Annotated in this window: 13 protein-coding genes; 9 read left to right on the forward strand and 4 right to left on the reverse strand. The window is 63.1% G+C overall.

Annotation, left to right across the window (positions count from 1 at the left end; translation table 11 throughout):
• The first annotated feature begins 46 nt into the window (after positions 1 to 46).
• From LSO07_RS02200 to LSO07_RS02220, 5 genes are all read left to right on the forward strand, one after another.
• Positions 47 to 979 carry a substrate-binding domain-containing protein gene (locus tag LSO07_RS02200; RefSeq protein WP_225317255.1) on the forward strand — a complete coding sequence of 311 codons (933 nt, stop codon included), beginning with the start codon at positions 47 to 49 and terminating at the stop codon, positions 977 to 979.
• Between the two features lie 112 nt (positions 980 to 1,091).
• Positions 1,092 to 2,144, forward strand: coding sequence for a sugar phosphate isomerase/epimerase family protein (locus LSO07_RS02205; RefSeq protein ID WP_151092131.1), 1,053 nt, complete (start codon positions 1,092 to 1,094; stop codon positions 2,142 to 2,144).
• A gap of 9 nt (positions 2,145 to 2,153) precedes the next feature.
• Positions 2,154 to 3,302, forward strand: coding sequence for a Gfo/Idh/MocA family protein (locus LSO07_RS02210; protein WP_225317151.1), 1,149 nt, complete (start codon positions 2,154 to 2,156; stop codon positions 3,300 to 3,302).
• Between the two features lie 16 nt (positions 3,303 to 3,318).
• Positions 3,319 to 3,606 carry a 2Fe-2S iron-sulfur cluster-binding protein gene (locus LSO07_RS02215; protein ID WP_151092133.1) on the forward strand — a complete coding sequence of 96 codons (288 nt, stop codon included), beginning with the start codon at positions 3,319 to 3,321 and terminating at the stop codon, positions 3,604 to 3,606.
• Between the two features lie 116 nt (positions 3,607 to 3,722).
• Positions 3,723 to 5,402 carry an outer membrane protein assembly factor BamB family protein gene (locus LSO07_RS02220; protein ID WP_191909563.1) on the forward strand — a complete coding sequence of 560 codons (1,680 nt, stop codon included), beginning with the start codon at positions 3,723 to 3,725 and terminating at the stop codon, positions 5,400 to 5,402.
• A 27-nt stretch (positions 5,403 to 5,429) separates the two neighbouring features.
• Here the strand turns inward: LSO07_RS02220 and LSO07_RS02225 are convergent, their stop codons facing one another.
• Positions 5,430 to 5,741: a hypothetical protein gene (locus tag LSO07_RS02225; protein WP_034783657.1), complete on the reverse strand. Its 312-nt coding sequence runs from the start codon at positions 5,739 to 5,741 to the stop codon at positions 5,430 to 5,432.
• Between the two features lie 92 nt (positions 5,742 to 5,833).
• Between LSO07_RS02225 and LSO07_RS02230 the strand changes: the two genes are divergently transcribed.
• Positions 5,834 to 6,103, forward strand: a complete 270-nt coding sequence (locus LSO07_RS02230; RefSeq protein WP_034783656.1) for a MoaD/ThiS family protein — start codon at positions 5,834 to 5,836, stop codon at positions 6,101 to 6,103.
• A 14-nt stretch (positions 6,104 to 6,117) separates the two neighbouring features.
• Positions 6,118 to 7,215, forward strand: a complete 1,098-nt coding sequence (locus tag LSO07_RS02235) for a WD40/YVTN/BNR-like repeat-containing protein (protein ID WP_151092137.1) — start codon at positions 6,118 to 6,120, stop codon at positions 7,213 to 7,215.
• Here LSO07_RS02235 and LSO07_RS02240 read toward each other — a convergent pair.
• Positions 7,188 to 7,811: a TetR/AcrR family transcriptional regulator gene (locus tag LSO07_RS02240; protein ID WP_070280007.1), complete on the reverse strand. Its 624-nt coding sequence runs from the start codon at positions 7,809 to 7,811 to the stop codon at positions 7,188 to 7,190. The genes LSO07_RS02235 and LSO07_RS02240 overlap by 28 nt on opposite strands.
• A 169-nt stretch (positions 7,812 to 7,980) precedes the next feature.
• On the opposite strand from LSO07_RS02240, the gene LSO07_RS02245 reads away from it, so the two are divergent.
• Complete coding sequence (locus tag LSO07_RS02245; protein WP_099395454.1) at positions 7,981 to 9,024, forward strand: MBL fold metallo-hydrolase; 1,044 nt, start codon at positions 7,981 to 7,983, stop codon at positions 9,022 to 9,024.
• A 1-nt stretch (position 9,025) separates the two neighbouring features.
• Here LSO07_RS02245 and LSO07_RS02250 read toward each other — a convergent pair whose 3' ends face one another.
• On the reverse strand, positions 9,026 to 9,358 hold the full coding sequence (locus tag LSO07_RS02250) for a hypothetical protein (RefSeq protein WP_139179280.1): 333 nt from the start codon (positions 9,356 to 9,358) through the stop codon (positions 9,026 to 9,028).
• A 453-nt stretch (positions 9,359 to 9,811) separates the two neighbouring features.
• On the opposite strand from LSO07_RS02250, the gene LSO07_RS02255 reads away from it, so the two are divergent.
• A complete protein-coding gene (locus LSO07_RS02255; protein ID WP_151092139.1) occupies positions 9,812 to 10,822 on the forward strand; it encodes a substrate-binding domain-containing protein in 1,011 nt (336 codons plus the stop codon).
• A gap of 54 nt (positions 10,823 to 10,876) precedes the next feature.
• Here LSO07_RS02255 and LSO07_RS02260 read toward each other — a convergent pair whose 3' ends face one another.
• Positions 10,877 to 14,473, reverse strand: coding sequence for an indolepyruvate ferredoxin oxidoreductase family protein (locus tag LSO07_RS02260; protein ID WP_151092140.1), 3,597 nt, complete (start codon positions 14,471 to 14,473; stop codon positions 10,877 to 10,879).
• Between the last annotated feature and the right edge of the window lie 86 nt (positions 14,474 to 14,559).

The following is a 14,559-nucleotide window of genomic DNA, read 5'->3' on the forward strand; positions in this document are numbered from 1 at the left end:
CAGCATGAAGAGCTTTATACGGGTAGCAGGGATGGCAGTGCTGGTGATGCAGGCGTGGGCGCTGCCAAGCGCGCAAGCGGCCGGGAATGGGGGAAATAAGCTGGTGGTGGGCGTGGCCATTCCCACGGCCACGCACAGTTTCACGTCGGGTATCGTGTGGTGGGCGAACCAGGCCAAGGCGGAGCTGGAAAAAGCCCATCCTGGCCTGAAAATCATCGTCAAGACGGCCGCCACGGCGCCCGAGCAGGCGAACCAGTTGCAGGACATGTTGACGGTGAACAAGATCAACACCCTGGTGATCTTCCCCATCGAATCGGCCTCGCTGACGCAGCCCGTGGCGCAAGTCAAAAACAAGGGCGTGTACGTGACCGTGGTCGACCGTGGCTTGACGAACACGCAGTCGCAGGATGCGTACATCGCGGGCGACAACACGGCCTTCGGCAAGCTGCCGGCCGAATACCTGGCGAAGAGCCTGAATGGCAAGGGCAATATCGTCGTGCTGCGCGGCATGCCGACCACCCTGGACAACGAGCGCTACGATGCATTCAGTGCCGTCATGAAAGGCCATCCCGAGATCAAGGTGCTGGACGCCAAGTACGGCAACTGGAACCGCGACGATGCCTTCAAGGTCATGCAGGATTACCTGACCCGCTTCAAGCACATCGACGCCGTCTGGGCCGCCGATGACGACATGGCCATCGGCGTGCAAAAGGCCATCGCGCAAGCCAAGCGCACTGACATCAAGCAAGTGTTCGGCGGCGCGGGCGCGAAGGGCGCCGTGAAAAAGATCATGGATGGCTCCGACCCGCTGATCGTGGCCGACGTGTCGTACTCGCCGAAATTCATGTACGACGCCATCAAGCTGACGACGGAAGCGCGCCTGAAAGGTGATAAATTGCCGGCCAACACCATCATCCCGTCGGTGCTGATCACGCGCGAGAACGCCAAGCAGTTCTACTTTCCGAACTCGCCTTTTTAACGACACCCCAAAACAAGGACTGGGGTCGTAACCTGACGGGGGAAGGCGTCCCAATGGGGCGCATTCCGCTCCCGCAGGGACCGACCTTCCAATTTGATTTTAAGGAATTTCCATGAAAACCATCCAGGGCCCGGCCATTTTCCTGGCCCAGTTTCTCGGCGACGAGCCGCCGTTCGACTCGCTCGAGCACCTGGCGCAATGGGCGGCCGGCCTCGGTTACAAGGGCTTGCAGCTGCCGACGGCGCCGCGATTGTTTGACCTGGAACAGGCGGCCAGCAGCCAGCAGTATTGTGACGACGTGAAAGCCTTGCTGGCGCGTCACGGCTTGCAGGTGACGGAATTGTCGACGCATTTGCAGGGCCAGCTGATCGCCGTGCATCCCGCCTACGACGCCCTGTTCGACGGCTTTGCGCCCGAGCATGTGCGCGGCGACAGCGCGGCCCGTACGGCCTGGGCCACGCAGCAATTGCTGTGGGCGGCCACCGCCTCGCAGCGCCTGGGCCTGAAGGCGCACGTGACGTTTTCCGGCGCGCTGGCCTGGCCGTATCTGTATCCATGGCCGCAGCGCCCCGCCGGCCTGGTGGAAACGGCGTTCGCGGAACTGGCGAAACGCTGGCTGCCCATCCTCGACGCGTTTGATGCAGCGGGCGTGGACCTCTGTTATGAGTTGCATCCGGGTGAGGACTTGCACGATGGCGTGACGTTCGAGCGCTTCCTTGCCGCCGTCAACGACCACCCGCGCGCATCGATTCTGTACGACCCCAGCCATTTCGTGCTGCAGCAGCTCGACTATCTGGCCTTCATCGATATTTATCATGCGCGCATCAAGGCCTTCCACGTCAAGGACGCGGAATTCCGGCCGAACGGGCGCCAGGGCGTGTATGGCGGCTATGGCGACTGGCAAGACCGGGCCGGGCGCTTCCGCTCGCTGGGCGACGGGCAGATCGACTTCAAGGCGATCTTTTCCAAGATGGCGCAGTATGACTTTCCGGGCTGGGCCGTGCTGGAATGGGAATGCTGCCTGAAACACCCGGAAGATGGCGCGGCCGAGGGCGCGCGATTCATCCGCGAGCACATCATCCACGTGGCCGAACACGCGTTCGACGATTTCGCGGGCAGTGCGGTTGACCAGGGTCAAATTCATCACTTGCTTGGCTTGAAATAAGGAGACGACATGCAGCGACGCTTACGACTGGGCATGGTAGGGGGCGGGCAGGGCGCGTTCATCGGCGCCGTGCACCGCATCGCGGCGCGCATCGACGACCAGTACGAGCTGGTGGCGGGCGCCTTGTCGTCCGACCCGGATCGCGCGCGTGCAAGCGGCGCCGCGCTGCACCTGGCGCCCGAACGCTGCTACAGCGACTACCGCGCCATGGCGCAGATGGAGGCCGCGCGCGCGGACGGTATCGAGGCCGTGGCCATCGTCACGCCGAATCACTTGCACGCGCCCGTCGCCACGGCGTTCATGGAAGCGGGCATCCATGTGATCTGCGACAAGCCGCTGGGAATATCGTTGGCGGAAGGCCAGGCGCTGGCGGCGCTGGCCGAGCGGAAAAACCTGCTGTTTGCGCTCACGCACACCTATAGCGGCTACCCGCTGCTGCGCCATGCGAAGGCCATGGTCGAGGCGGGCGACATCGGCGAATTGCGCCTCGTGCAGGTGGAGTATTCGCAGGACTGGCTGGCCGATTCGATTGCTGCCGGCGGCATGAACGAGGGCAACTGGCATAACGATCCGCACAAGGCCGGGCCGGGCGGCGTCCTGCTCGACGTGGGGCTGCATGCGTATCACCTGGCGCAATTCGTCAGCGGCTTGACGCCGCATGCCGTGCTGGCGGAACTGTCGACTTTTGTACCGAACCGCAGCCTGGACGACCACGTGCAGGTCATGCTGCGCTACGCCAACGGGGCGAAAGGCACCCTGTGGGCTAGCCAGGTGGCGACCGGTTGCGAAAACACGGTGCGCCTGCGCCTGTTCGGTAGCAAGGCGCAGCTGGACTTTGACCAGGAACAGCCGAATGCGCTGTGGTTCACGCCGCAGGGCGGCAACCGCCAGCTGCTGCGTCCGGGCCGGGTCGACAGCGCCGCCGCGCGCCACGCCACGCGCGTGCCGGCCGGCCATCCGGAGGGTTATCTGGAAGCGTTCGCCCAGCTGTACCTGGATGCGGCCTTGCGCATTCGCGCCTTGCAGGCGGGCTTGCCCGTGCCCAAGGAAGCGGGCTGGCTGCCGACTGTTACCGATGGCGTGGCGGGCCTGGCCTTTGCCGAGGCCGTGCTGCGCAGCCATGCGGATGGCGCGAGCTGGACAACCTTGGCAAGCTGACTGTTACACTGCGCGCATGAGTGCGCCCTTTATTATCACCATCGTTCCGCAAGGCTGGCAATTCCCGGCCGAGGCAGGCACCACCATCCTGGCTGCCGCCGAACTGGCCGGTATCCGCCTGCTCAGTTCCTGCCGCAACGGCACCTGCCGCACGTGCATCTGCCACATGCACGAAGGAAAGATACGCTACACGGTGGACTGGCCCGGCATCAGCCCCGATGAGCGGCTGGACGGCTACATTCTGCCCTGCGTGGCCGCGGCCGAAAGCGATATCACCATCCAGGCGCGCGCCGTGCGCAAGTAAAGCACCGCCGTGAGTATTTGTTAGATTTTGGCAATGTTTCCCATGCTATAACATTTGATTCAGGTTTCCAGCACACCTCCATTGGGGAGGAAATGAAACCTCAACATGGATATCGCATGCGTACATTATTCCCTTTGTTGTGGCGGGCCGCCGCATTGCCGCTGGCTATCACGACGACCTTGTCCGCCTGTGGCGGCGGTTCCGGCGGTGCCGTTGGCGTACCGCCTGGCTTGCAGGAAAAACCCGGCATGACCTTATCGGCAGTCAGTAGCCACTGCACGGCCCAGCCTGGCGCCATCTGCGATGACATCCACGTAACAGTGCGCCTGGCCGATGGCGTGACCGATACGCGTCCCCAGTCGCATGAAAAACCGGCTAGCGGCACGGCCGGCGTGCTGCAGCAGGCCGACCGCCAGAAGCAGGCAGACGGCAGCTGGCTGCTGACGTTCAAGGCGGTGCCTGGTCTGGCTCCCGGGGTGTACGCGGGCAAGATCGAGCTATCCTTGCCGCTCACGGTGGGGGTGTACAAGACGGAAAGCATGGATTACCAGGTCACTGTCGCGCCGTTCGCCGGCAGCATGGGCGCACTGCAGGCCTTGCCCGGCGTGGGCGACTGGGAAGGCGTGAATGGCAATGCCGCGCATACGGGCCTGGTGCCGGCCACCTTCGACAGCCGCCGCTTCACGCGGCGCTGGACTTGGCTGGGGCCCAGTTCCCCGCGCGCGGTCGTCGGCAGTCCCGTGGTGGCTGCCAATGGCCTCGTGTATGTCAGCCAGCAATCGGCCGCACCGGTGGAAGGCAGCAGCACCAAATACGTCACCACCTCGACCGCGACGGCGCTCAACGAGAGCGACAGCCAGGCGCGCTGGACGCAGTCGCTCACGTCCGATGGTTATCTGGGCGCGCCGGCCGTTTCGGGCGGCAAGCTGGCCATGGCTGGCTACGATACCGTGCATGTCTTCGATGCGCATGCCGGCGGTGTGCCGCTCGGCGTGCGTCCGCCGAATACGAATGGCACGCTGCTGGGGGTTTCCCTGGCGACGGCGCCCACCTTTTTTGGCGGCAATGTCTACGTGGGTGGCAATAATGATATCAGTGGCATCGATGCGGCGGCGGGGCAGACACGCTGGTCTGCCAGCCTTGGCTTGCCCAAGCTGGGCAACGTCAATGACTGGACGCCCGCCGTCAATGGGGACACGGTGTACAGCCATGCGGCAGGGACATTGACGGCGTTCAATATCGCAGATGGCAAGGCCCGCTTCAGCGTGGCGGTGCCGGGGCAGGTGCTGGGTGGGCTGAACAAGAGCAGCCTGCGCCAGGCGCCCGTGCTGGTCGATGCGGACAGCGTGCTGCTGCTCAATCAGCGGCCGCTGGCCGGCGAGGCGGCGAATAACAGCCTGAGTCTGGTTGACGTGCATAGCCGCGCCGTGCGCTGGACGGTGCAGGGACAGTTCAGCACGCAGCCGGTGGTGGCGCAGGGCGTCGTGTATGTGGGCAACCAGGCCAGCCAGGCGCTCGAAGCGCGCAGGCTCGGCGACGGCGCGGTCCTGTGGAGCTGGCCCCTGGATACGGCCCTCGACGCGTACTTCGGCGGTGATCTGATCGTCACCGGCAATCTGCTGTTTGTTGGCGGGCGCAACAATACCTATGCGATCGACCTGGCCAGCCACAAGACTGTCTGGATTTACCGCATGGGGGGCAGCCTGGCGTTGTCGCGCCATGGCGTGCTGTACATCCGCCAGGGCACGGATCTACCCGGCGGCGGCATGGTCTTGACGGCCATCAACCTGCAGTAGCCGCCTGCCGCTTGCACGGCGCCTGACTCAGGTGGGCTTGCCGCCCTTGAGCCGCTGCAGCAGCGCGTCCACGCTGTCGCTGACGGGCAAGCCATGGCGGCGCAGCAGCTGCACGTGCAATACCAGGTTTTCCAGCACCAGCTTGGCCGCCACGGCCAGCAGGGCCAGGTTGCGGTCTTCCGGGCTGAAACTTTCCATCGCGTCGGCCATCTCGCACAGGTGGTTGGCGATCAGCCCGCGCAATTCCTGCTCGTCGAACGGCAGGTCGGCAAAATCGATGGGATCGGCCACTTCCACTTCCTGCATCAGCACCGCTAGTTCTTCCGGGGTAATCGTCATGCCTGGCCTCCTTGTGTGCTTGCCTCTATTTTAATTGTATTGGCCGCAAAGGGGACTAGAATGAGTCGAGGCCGACGACGTCGAAGGGCAGCATGGCGCATTTGCATTTTACGCAACAACTGGCACGCTACCTGGACGTTCCTACGGTGGAGGTGGCCGCGCCACGGCTGCGCGCCGCCCTCGATGCCGCGTTTGCCCGGCAGCCGCGCCTGCGCGGTTACGTGCTCGACGAGCAGGGCGCCCTGCGCCCGAATGTGGTGATCTTCATCGATGGCGCCCGCTGCCGCGAGCGGCGCGTGCTCGACGACGCCTTGCTGCCCGACAGCCAGGTGTATATCTTGCAGGCACTTTCCGGAGGTTAATCATGGGACAAGGCATGGCTCAACGCGCGTATCTCGGCACCCGCAAGGGCTTGTTCCAGTTCGATGTCGATGCGGCCGGCGCCTGGCAGCTGGCGCTGGTGCAGTTTGCCGGCGATCCCGTTTCCATGCTGCTGCACGATGGCCGCGACGGCACCTTGTATGCGGCCCTGAACCTGGGGCACTTCGGCGCCAAGCTGCACCGACGCGACGGGGGCGCCAGCGCGTGGCAGGAAGTCGCTGTGCCCGCCTATCCCGCCAAGCCGGAAGACAGCACCGATACCGTGGACTGGACCTTGCAGCAGATATGGTCGCTGGCGGCCGGCGGCGCGGACCAGCCCGGCGTGCTGTGGGCGGGCACCTTGCCTGGCGGCCTGTTTCGTTCCAGCGACCGCGGCGACAGCTGGCAGCTGGTGGAATCCCTGTGGCACGTGCCGCAGCGGGCGCAGTGGTTTGGCGGCGGCTATGACGTGCCCGGCATCCACAGCATCTGCGTCGACCCGCGCGACAGCCAGAAGGTGTTGGTCGGCGTGTCCTGCGGCGGCGTGTGGCAAACGGTCGATGGCGGCGCCAGCTGGGCCTTGAGCGCGATGGGCATGCGGGCCGACTACATGCCGCCCGAGCTCGATGAAAACGAAGCCGTGCAAGATCCGCACCGCATCGTGCGCAGCGCCGGCACGCCGGACGCGCTGTGGTGCCAGCACCATAACGGCATCTGGCGCTCGCACGATGCCGGCTGGCACTGGCAGGAAGTGACGACGGCGCCGCTGTCGCATTTCGGCTTTGCCGTGGCCGTGCACCCGCGCGATGGCGACACGGCCTGGTTCGTGCCGGCGCAGGCGGATGTGTTGCGCATTCCCATCGATGGCGCGCTGGCCGTCACGCGCACGCGCGATGGCGGAAAAACCTTCGAGGTGTTGCGCGCGGGATTGCCGCAGCAGCATTGCTATGACCTGGTCTACCGCCACGGGCTGGCGCTGGCCGACGATGGGCGCAGTTTATTGATGGCGTCGACGACGGGCGGCGCCTGGTATTCCGGCGACGAGGGCGAGCATTGGCAGACCATCTCTGCCCACTTGCCGCCCGTTTATGCCGTCTGTTTTGCCACGCCGTAGTAGCACAGGAAGATATCGACGGCCAGTGCCGTCACTTCGCGCCGGCGTGCCGGGCCCAGCAGAGGCTCACCGAGGGTGATCTGCGGCCAGAATGCAAAGGTTTTTAACGGCGACATCAGCAGGTGCGCCACTTCCAGCGTCTCGCCCGCCTTGATGCGCCCGTCTTGCTGCGCCGCGCGGATCCAGATATTCAGGCCCGTTTCCTTTTCATTCAGGCGCGCCACCATCGCTTGCGCCCGCTCGGGCGAGTGGATGGTTTCGCCAAAGATCACGCGCGCCAGGTCGATGAAAGCCGGATCGCACAGCAAGTCCATTTTCTGCTCGACCAGGGCCAGCACTTGCGGCCGCAGGGGCTGGTCGGCAACATAGGGCACGGCAGGCTGGGCCATGCTGCTTTCCCACATGCGCTGCAGGATTTCCGCGAACAGCTCGTCCTTGCTGGGGAAATGGTTGTACACGGTGCGCTTGGATACGGCGGCCGTGGCAGCGATCTTGTCCATGCTGGTCGCATCAAAACCGTGCTCGCGGAACTCGGCGATGGCGGCATCGACGATGGCGACGCGCTTGCGGTCGGTGAGGCGTTGCGGTGCGGCCATGGCGGGAAATCTCCTTTGAAAACAATATTTTACACCTCTTGGTTTACTTTGCCAGAAATAGGAACTACACTGTGTAGTGTAATTTAATCCTTGTTAATTCTTTGCCGGGCCGCATATGCACTTGCACCGAGTCGCACGTCGTCTCTTCTTTCTGGGAGTCCTGATCATCATGAGTTCTTGCACCTTGCGCGCCGCGCCTGCCGCACCGATAGAATCGCCCCAACGCCACGAAGGCAAGTTCCGTAATCCCGTGCAGATGCACAAGCTGGGCACGGCAGCCACGCTCAAGCTGATGTGGACATTTTTCTTTGACAAACCCGACAGCACGGTGCCGGCTGCGGCTGTGCCCGTGCAAGCCTTGACCCGGGCGCAACTGCTGGCCGCACCCGACAACAGCCTGTTTCGCCTCGGCCATTCGACCCTGTTGCTGAAACTGAACAATGAATTTTTCCTCACCGATCCCGTGTTTTCCGAGCGCGCCTCGCCGGTGCAGTGGGCAGGACCGAAACGTTTCCATCAGCCGCCCATCAGCATCGCCGACTTGCCGCCGATCAAGGCCGTCATCCTGTCGCACGACCATTACGACCACCTCGACCATGCTGCCGTGCTGCAACTGGCCGCCAAGACCGAACACTTCGTCACGCCGCTGGGCGTGGGTGACACCTTGGTCGAATGGGGCGTGCCGAAAGACAAGGTGCAGCAATTCGACTGGTGGCAGGGCGTGACGATTGCCGGCGTGAAACTTGTCGCCACGCCATCGCAGCATTTTTCGGGACGCGGCTTGTTTGACGGCAATCAAACCCTGTGGGCATCGTGGGTCATCGACGCACCGGACGTGCGCGTGTTTTTCAGTGGCGACTCCGGCTATTTCGACGGTTTCAAGCAAATCGGCGACAAGTACGGCCCGTTCGACGTGACCATGATCGAGACGGGCGCGTATGACAAGCTGTGGCCGGACGTGCACATGCAGCCGGAACAGACCTTGCAAGCCCACCTGGACTTGCGCGGCAAGTGGTTGATGCCCGTGCATAACGGCACCTTCGACCTGGGGCTGCATGCCTGGCATGAACCGTTTGACCGCATCACGGGGCTGGCGGCCAAGCAGGGCGTGAACCTGGCCACGCCGCAAATGGGCGAGGCAGTCGACCTGGCGCAGCCGAAGAAGGGCAATAAGTGGTGGCTGGCGATGCTGGAAGAGGAGATGATTCGGTAATTTACGCCGTCACGTCGATCAGGCGTCCCAGGGTCTGGCCATAGCTGTTCAGCTGGGGCGTGCTTTTCGGCGCGGCGGGGACCGCTTGCTGCGGCACGGCCAGCTTGATCGCCTGGTCCAGCTGCGGCGCCTTGATGGCGGTGGGGGCATCTGCCTGGGCTTGCTGGCTGTTGCGTTGGGTCTGGCTCAGCGATTCCTGTTCCCGTGCCAGCAACTGGCGGCTTTGCGCCAGCTGTTCACTGTCGCGCTGTACCTGGTTCTGGCCTTGTTCGACCCGGCGTTGCGCCGTGGCCAGCGAGGCTTGCAAGTTGTTGACGGACGTTAGCGTGACCACATTGTTCACCTTTGAAAGTATGTCCAGGCGTGCAGGGATGGGGGAAGCCCGGGCCGATGTGCTGCGCCAGGCATCATTGTCCGAACATGCCAGGCGGTAATCTTTACCTGAATCAAGAGTAGGACAAATTCTCGCACAGTTCCAGTAAATTATGTTTTCTTGATAATGCTAACGTGCGCGCCTTGCATGCCCAAGCCGGCATCCTGAAGTTGCTGCAGCACTTGTCAAAGTGAGTACCCGCTGTCGCTTTTTACCTTGTCTTGACTGCTATCGCCGATGTGGCGCTACGGAGAGGGTGGAAGTGGTCGCATTCAAAACGTTGCTTTTTAAATAGTCAATGTATTGTTGTTTTTATACCATGTCTGCGCACGCTAATGCGCAGCCTGTTTGGCGCTCTGGGCTATAATTGACGGTCAGAGTTGGTTTCTTTTGCCATACAGACAGGTAGTTAACATGAATCTCAAGAGCCTCGCAATTGCCCTCGGCATGTCGAAAACGACAGTCAGCAGGGCGTTGAACGGCTATCCGGAAGTCAATTCCCGCACCCGTGAAATCGTCCTGGCCGCCGCCAAGAAAGTCGGCTACCGGCCCAACCCGCTGGCGCGCAGCCTGGCCGTCGGCCGCACGAATGTGCTGGGCATGATCTATCCCCTGCTGCCCAGCGACCTGGGCGACAGCGTCTTTCTTTCCGTGGTGAATGGCATGTCGGACGCCGTGGAAGCATCGAAGATGAGTTTGATCATCGCTCCCGTATCGCCGCAGAACGAACAGCCCTCGTATGAAACCATGGTGCGCGGACGCCAGGTCGATGGCCTGGTGGTGGGCCGCACCAAGGTGGTCGACGAGCGCATCGCCTACCTGACGAAGGTCGGCTTTCCTTTTGTGGCGAACGGCCGCACGCGCATCGATGCGCCGTATGCGTATTTTGACTACGACAACGATACGGGTATCGACCTGGCCGTGTCTTTCCTGGCGGCACACGGCCACCAGCGCATTGCCCTGCTGAGCGCGCCGCTGGATTTGCACTTCGCGTATGAACGCAAGGAAAGCTTTATCCGCTGCATGGCGCAAGCGGGCTTGCCGGTCGATCCCGCCTATCTGCTCGAAAATACTTTTGATCGCCGCAGCGGTTATCAGGCCATGCAGCAATTGCTGGCCTGTTCGCCCCGTCCCACGGCCGTCATCGTCGACAATCACTTGTCCGGCGTGGGCGTGGTGCGCGCACTCATGGATGCGGGCATCGAGATTGGCAAGGAAATTTCCGTCATCGTCTGGGGCAATGTGGAAGACACCTTGATCGGCATCAACGTCACCACCATCGACCAGCCCGACCTGCGCCGCGCCGGCGCCAAGATGGTGGAAATGCTGCAATCCCTGCTGGCTGGCACGCCGCCGGAGCGGCTGCAGGAAATCTGGCAGCCGGTGCTGTTGCCGGGGGCGACGGTGGGGCGCTGTCCTGACTGAAAAAAAACGCAGAGCCTCGGCTCTGCGTTGTCATGTCAAGCCCAGCTGACCGGCTTATGCCGCGTGCTTGCTGCCTTGCGCCAGCTTGGCCAGCAATCTCGCCTTGTCCTGGCGATACGTGGCGACGGCCGCTTCCTTGACGTGGCCGAAGCCGCGGATTTTCTCGGGCAGCGACGCCAGTTCCACGCAGGTGGCCAGGTTCTCCGCCGTCAAGCTGACCAGCAGTCCCGCCAGCAGTTCGCGGTATTCGACAATCAGCGCGCGTTCCATCTTGCGCTCGGCCGTATAACCGAAGACGTCGAAGGTGCCGCCTCTGAGCCCCTTGGCTTTCGCCAGCAGCTTGAAGGCGCGCCACATCCAGGAACCGAACTCCGCTTTCACGAGGTGGCCTTTCGCATCTTTTTTCGCGAACAGCGGTGGCGCCAGGTTGAATTTCACGGAGAAATTCCCCTCGAACTGCTGCTGCAATTGCTCCACGAAACGGCCATCCGTGTACAAACGCGCCACTTCATACTCGTCCTTGTAGGCCAGCAATTTGAAATAGCTCCTGGCGACAGCCGTCGACAGCTTCTGGCCCAATCCCAGGGTGTTTTCGCGGTCGCGTACCTGCTTGAGCAAGGTCACATAACCATCCGCATATGCGGCGTTTTGGTAGGCCGTGAGGAACTCCACGCGCTTCTTGATGACGCTATCGAGGCTTTGCGGCATTTGCACGATGATCGCCTGCGTGGGCGTGGCGATCTGCGTGACACGGCGCACGTCGACGGCGGCGCGGCGGCCCCACAGGAAACTTTTCTTGTTCGATTCGATGCCCACGCCATTCAATTCAATGGCGCGCAGCAAGGCCGCTTCCGTCAGCGGGATGCGCCCCTTTTGCCAGGCGTAGCCGAGCATGAACAGGTTGGCGGCGATCGAGTCGCCCATCAGCGCGGTGGCCAGTTTTGTAGCATCGATAAAGTCGGCTGCCTCGGCGCCGCCGACGGATTCCTCGATCAGCTGGCGCACTTCCGCCGTTGGATATTGCCAGTCGGCATTTTGCGCAAACGTGCCTGGCGGCTGCTCATGCAGGTTGACGACGGCCAGGCTGCGGCCCGGGCGCATTTTCGACACGGCATCCTGCGCGCCGGCCGTCAGCATGTCGCAGCCTAAAATCAGGTCCGCTTCGCCCGTGGCGATGCGCTGGGCGCGGATGTGCGCGGGAGACCTGGCGATTTTCACGTGCGAGGTGACGGAACCGTTCTTTTGCGACATGCCCGTCATGTCCAGCACGGACGCGCCCTTGCCTTCCAGGTGGGCCGCCATGCCCATCAGGGCGCCCACGGTGATCACGCCCGTGCCGCCGATGCCGTTGATCAGGATGTTGTACGGCGCGTCGCAAGCAGGTAGTTGGGGTTCCGGCAGCGGGCCGAAGTTGTCCGTCTCGCCCGCTTTGCTGGCACCCGTCTTGGTCTTTTTCAGGCTGCCGCCTTCGACGGTGACGAAGCTGGGGCAGAAACCCTTGGCGCACGAGTAATCCTTGTTGCACGAGGATTGGTCGATGGTGCGCTTGCGGCCAAATTCCGTCTCCTTTGGCAGGATCGACACGCAGTTCGATTGCACGCCGCAGTCGCCGCAGCCTTCGCAGACGGCGTCGTTGATGACCATGCGTTTGGCCAGGTCAGGGTATTCGCCCTTTTTCCTGCGCCGGCGTTTCTCGGCCGCGCACGTCTGGTCGTAGATCAGCACGGATACGCCCTGCACTTCGCGCAATTCGCGCTGCACGGCATCCATATCCTTGCGGTCGTGCAAGGTCACGTGGGCGGGCAGGTTGCTGCGGTCGCTGTAGCGCGACAGATCTTCCGTCACCAGCGCGATGCGCGCGATGCCTTCGGCCGCCACTTGCTGCGCCATCATCGGCACGGTGATCAAGCCGTCCACGGGCTGGCCGCCCGTCATGGCGACGGCGTCGTTGTACAGAATCTTGTAGGTGATGTTGACCTTGGCGGCCTGCGCGGCGCGGATGGCCAGATAGCCCGAGTGGAAGTACGTGCCGTCGCCCAGGTTCTGGAACACGTGCGGCAGCTCGGAAAACGCGGCTTGCCCGATCCACGGCGCGCCTTCGCCGCCCATGTGCGTGGTCAGCTTGTTCATTTCCGGGTAGATCGACGTGGCCATCACGTGGCAGCCGATGCCGGCCAGGGCTAGGCTGCCGTCCGGCACCTTGGTCGACGTGTTATGTGGGCAGCCGGAGCAGTAGAAGGCGGGGCGGAACGGCGTGTTCACGGCTTTCTTCAATACCGCATCCTTGGCGTCGAGGAAACTTAATCTCGCCTTGATCAGGTCGCAGGTGACGGGGTCGGAAATCAGGCGCGCGATGCGGCTGGCGATGACACGCGCCACTTGCGAGACGGAAAAGTCCGCCTTCGAGGTCAGCAGCCATTCGCCGCGCGGCGCCACCCACTCGCCCTTTTCGTCGAACTTGCCGATGACACGTGGGCGCACGTCGTCGCGCCAGTTGTACAGCTGTTCCTTGAGCTGGTATTCGACGATCTGCCGTTTTTCTTCGACGACGAGAATTTCATCGAGGCCTTGCGCGAATTCGCGCACGCTGTCTGGCTCCAGCGGCCACGGCATGGCTACCTTGAACAGCCGCATGCCGACGTCGGCCGCCATCTGCTCGTCGATGCCCAGCTCTTCCAGCGCTTCCAGGACGTCCAGGTAGGACTTGCCGGACGCAATGATGCCCAGCTTGGCGTTCGGGCTGTCGATGGTGGTGTGGTTGAGCTTGTTTTCGCGCGCGTAAGCCAGGGCCGCGTAGATCTTGTAGTCCTGCATCAGCGCTTCCTGGTTGCGCGCCTGCTGGCCCAGCGGGATGCTCGACAGGCGGGCATTCAGGCCGCCTTCGGGCATGACGAAGTCCTGCGGAATCCTGACTTCCACGCGGAACGGATCGGCATCGATGGAAGCCGACGATTCGACCGTGTCGGCCAGCGCCTTGAAGGCCACGGTGCAGCCGGAAAAGCGCGACATGGCCCAACCGTGGATGCCCAGGTCCAGGTATTCCTGCACATTGCACGGATACAGCACGGGAATCATCGAGGCGGAGAACAAGTGGTCGGACTGGTGCGGCAGGGTCGAGGAATACGCGCCATGGTCGTCGCCGGCCACCAGCAGCACGCCGCCCAATTTGGAGGTGCCCGCGTGGTTCATGTGCTTGAAGACGTCGCCGCAGCGGTCCACGCCGGGGCCCTTGCCGTACCACATGGCAAACACGCCGTCGTACTTGGCCGGGCCGATCAGGTCGACTTGCTGCGAACCCCAGACGGCCGTGGCGGCCAGGTCTTCGTTGACGCCGGGGACGAATTGCACGTGGTGCGCTTCCAGCTGTTTCTTGGCTTTCCACAGGTTCTCGTCGAGGCCGCCCAGGGGCGATCCCCGGTAGCCGGAAATGAAGCCGGCCGTGTTGAGTCCGGCGGCCTGGTCGCGCAGGCGCTGCATCATGGGCAGGCGCACGAGGGCCTGGATGCCGGACAGGAAGATGGCGCCGGAAGTGGCCGTGTATTTGTCGTCGAGGCTGACGGTGGTCAAACGGGAAGTGTCGGGGGGCGTAGATGGCGCGGCACCGGCGTTTCTAGCGAACGCTGCGGAGCCGTTTTCCGTGGTCACGGACATGGCTGTCTCCAAAAGGGTGTTTCAGATGACGGCTGTACAAGTGACGCGCCCGGTAAGGCGCGCACTGTGCAGACGGGATGGCCGCG

The sequence above is a fragment of the Janthinobacterium sp. PLB04 genome (genome assembly GCF_021165895.1).
Classification (GTDB): Bacteria; Pseudomonadota; Gammaproteobacteria; order Burkholderiales; family Burkholderiaceae_D; genus Janthinobacterium; species Janthinobacterium lividum.

Excerpts from the sequence above, each read along its gene's own strand:
- LSO07_RS02230 (WP_034783656.1), top strand. The coding sequence starts at position 5,834 with ATGGCGCATTTGCATTTTACGCAACAACTGGCACGCTACCTGGACGTT.
- LSO07_RS02240 (WP_070280007.1), bottom strand. The coding sequence starts at position 7,811 with ATGGCCGCACCGCAACGCCTCACCGACCGCAAGCGCGTCGCCATCGTC.
- LSO07_RS02220 (WP_191909563.1), top strand. The coding sequence starts at position 3,723 with ATGCGTACATTATTCCCTTTGTTGTGGCGGGCCGCCGCATTGCCGCTG.
- LSO07_RS02215 (WP_151092133.1), top strand. The coding sequence starts at position 3,319 with ATGAGTGCGCCCTTTATTATCACCATCGTTCCGCAAGGCTGGCAATTC.
- LSO07_RS02255 (WP_151092139.1), top strand. The coding sequence starts at position 9,812 with ATGAATCTCAAGAGCCTCGCAATTGCCCTCGGCATGTCGAAAACGACA.
- LSO07_RS02225 (WP_034783657.1), bottom strand. The coding sequence starts at position 5,741 with ATGACGATTACCCCGGAAGAACTAGCGGTGCTGATGCAGGAAGTGGAA.
- LSO07_RS02235 (WP_151092137.1), top strand. The coding sequence starts at position 6,118 with ATGGCTCAACGCGCGTATCTCGGCACCCGCAAGGGCTTGTTCCAGTTC.
- LSO07_RS02260 (WP_151092140.1), bottom strand. The coding sequence starts at position 14,473 with ATGTCCGTGACCACGGAAAACGGCTCCGCAGCGTTCGCTAGAAACGCC.
- LSO07_RS02245 (WP_099395454.1), top strand. The coding sequence starts at position 7,981 with ATGAGTTCTTGCACCTTGCGCGCCGCGCCTGCCGCACCGATAGAATCG.
- LSO07_RS02205 (WP_151092131.1), top strand. The coding sequence starts at position 1,092 with ATGAAAACCATCCAGGGCCCGGCCATTTTCCTGGCCCAGTTTCTCGGC.
- LSO07_RS02210 (WP_225317151.1), top strand. The coding sequence starts at position 2,154 with ATGCAGCGACGCTTACGACTGGGCATGGTAGGGGGCGGGCAGGGCGCG.
- LSO07_RS02200 (WP_225317255.1), top strand. The coding sequence starts at position 47 with ATGCAGGCGTGGGCGCTGCCAAGCGCGCAAGCGGCCGGGAATGGGGGA.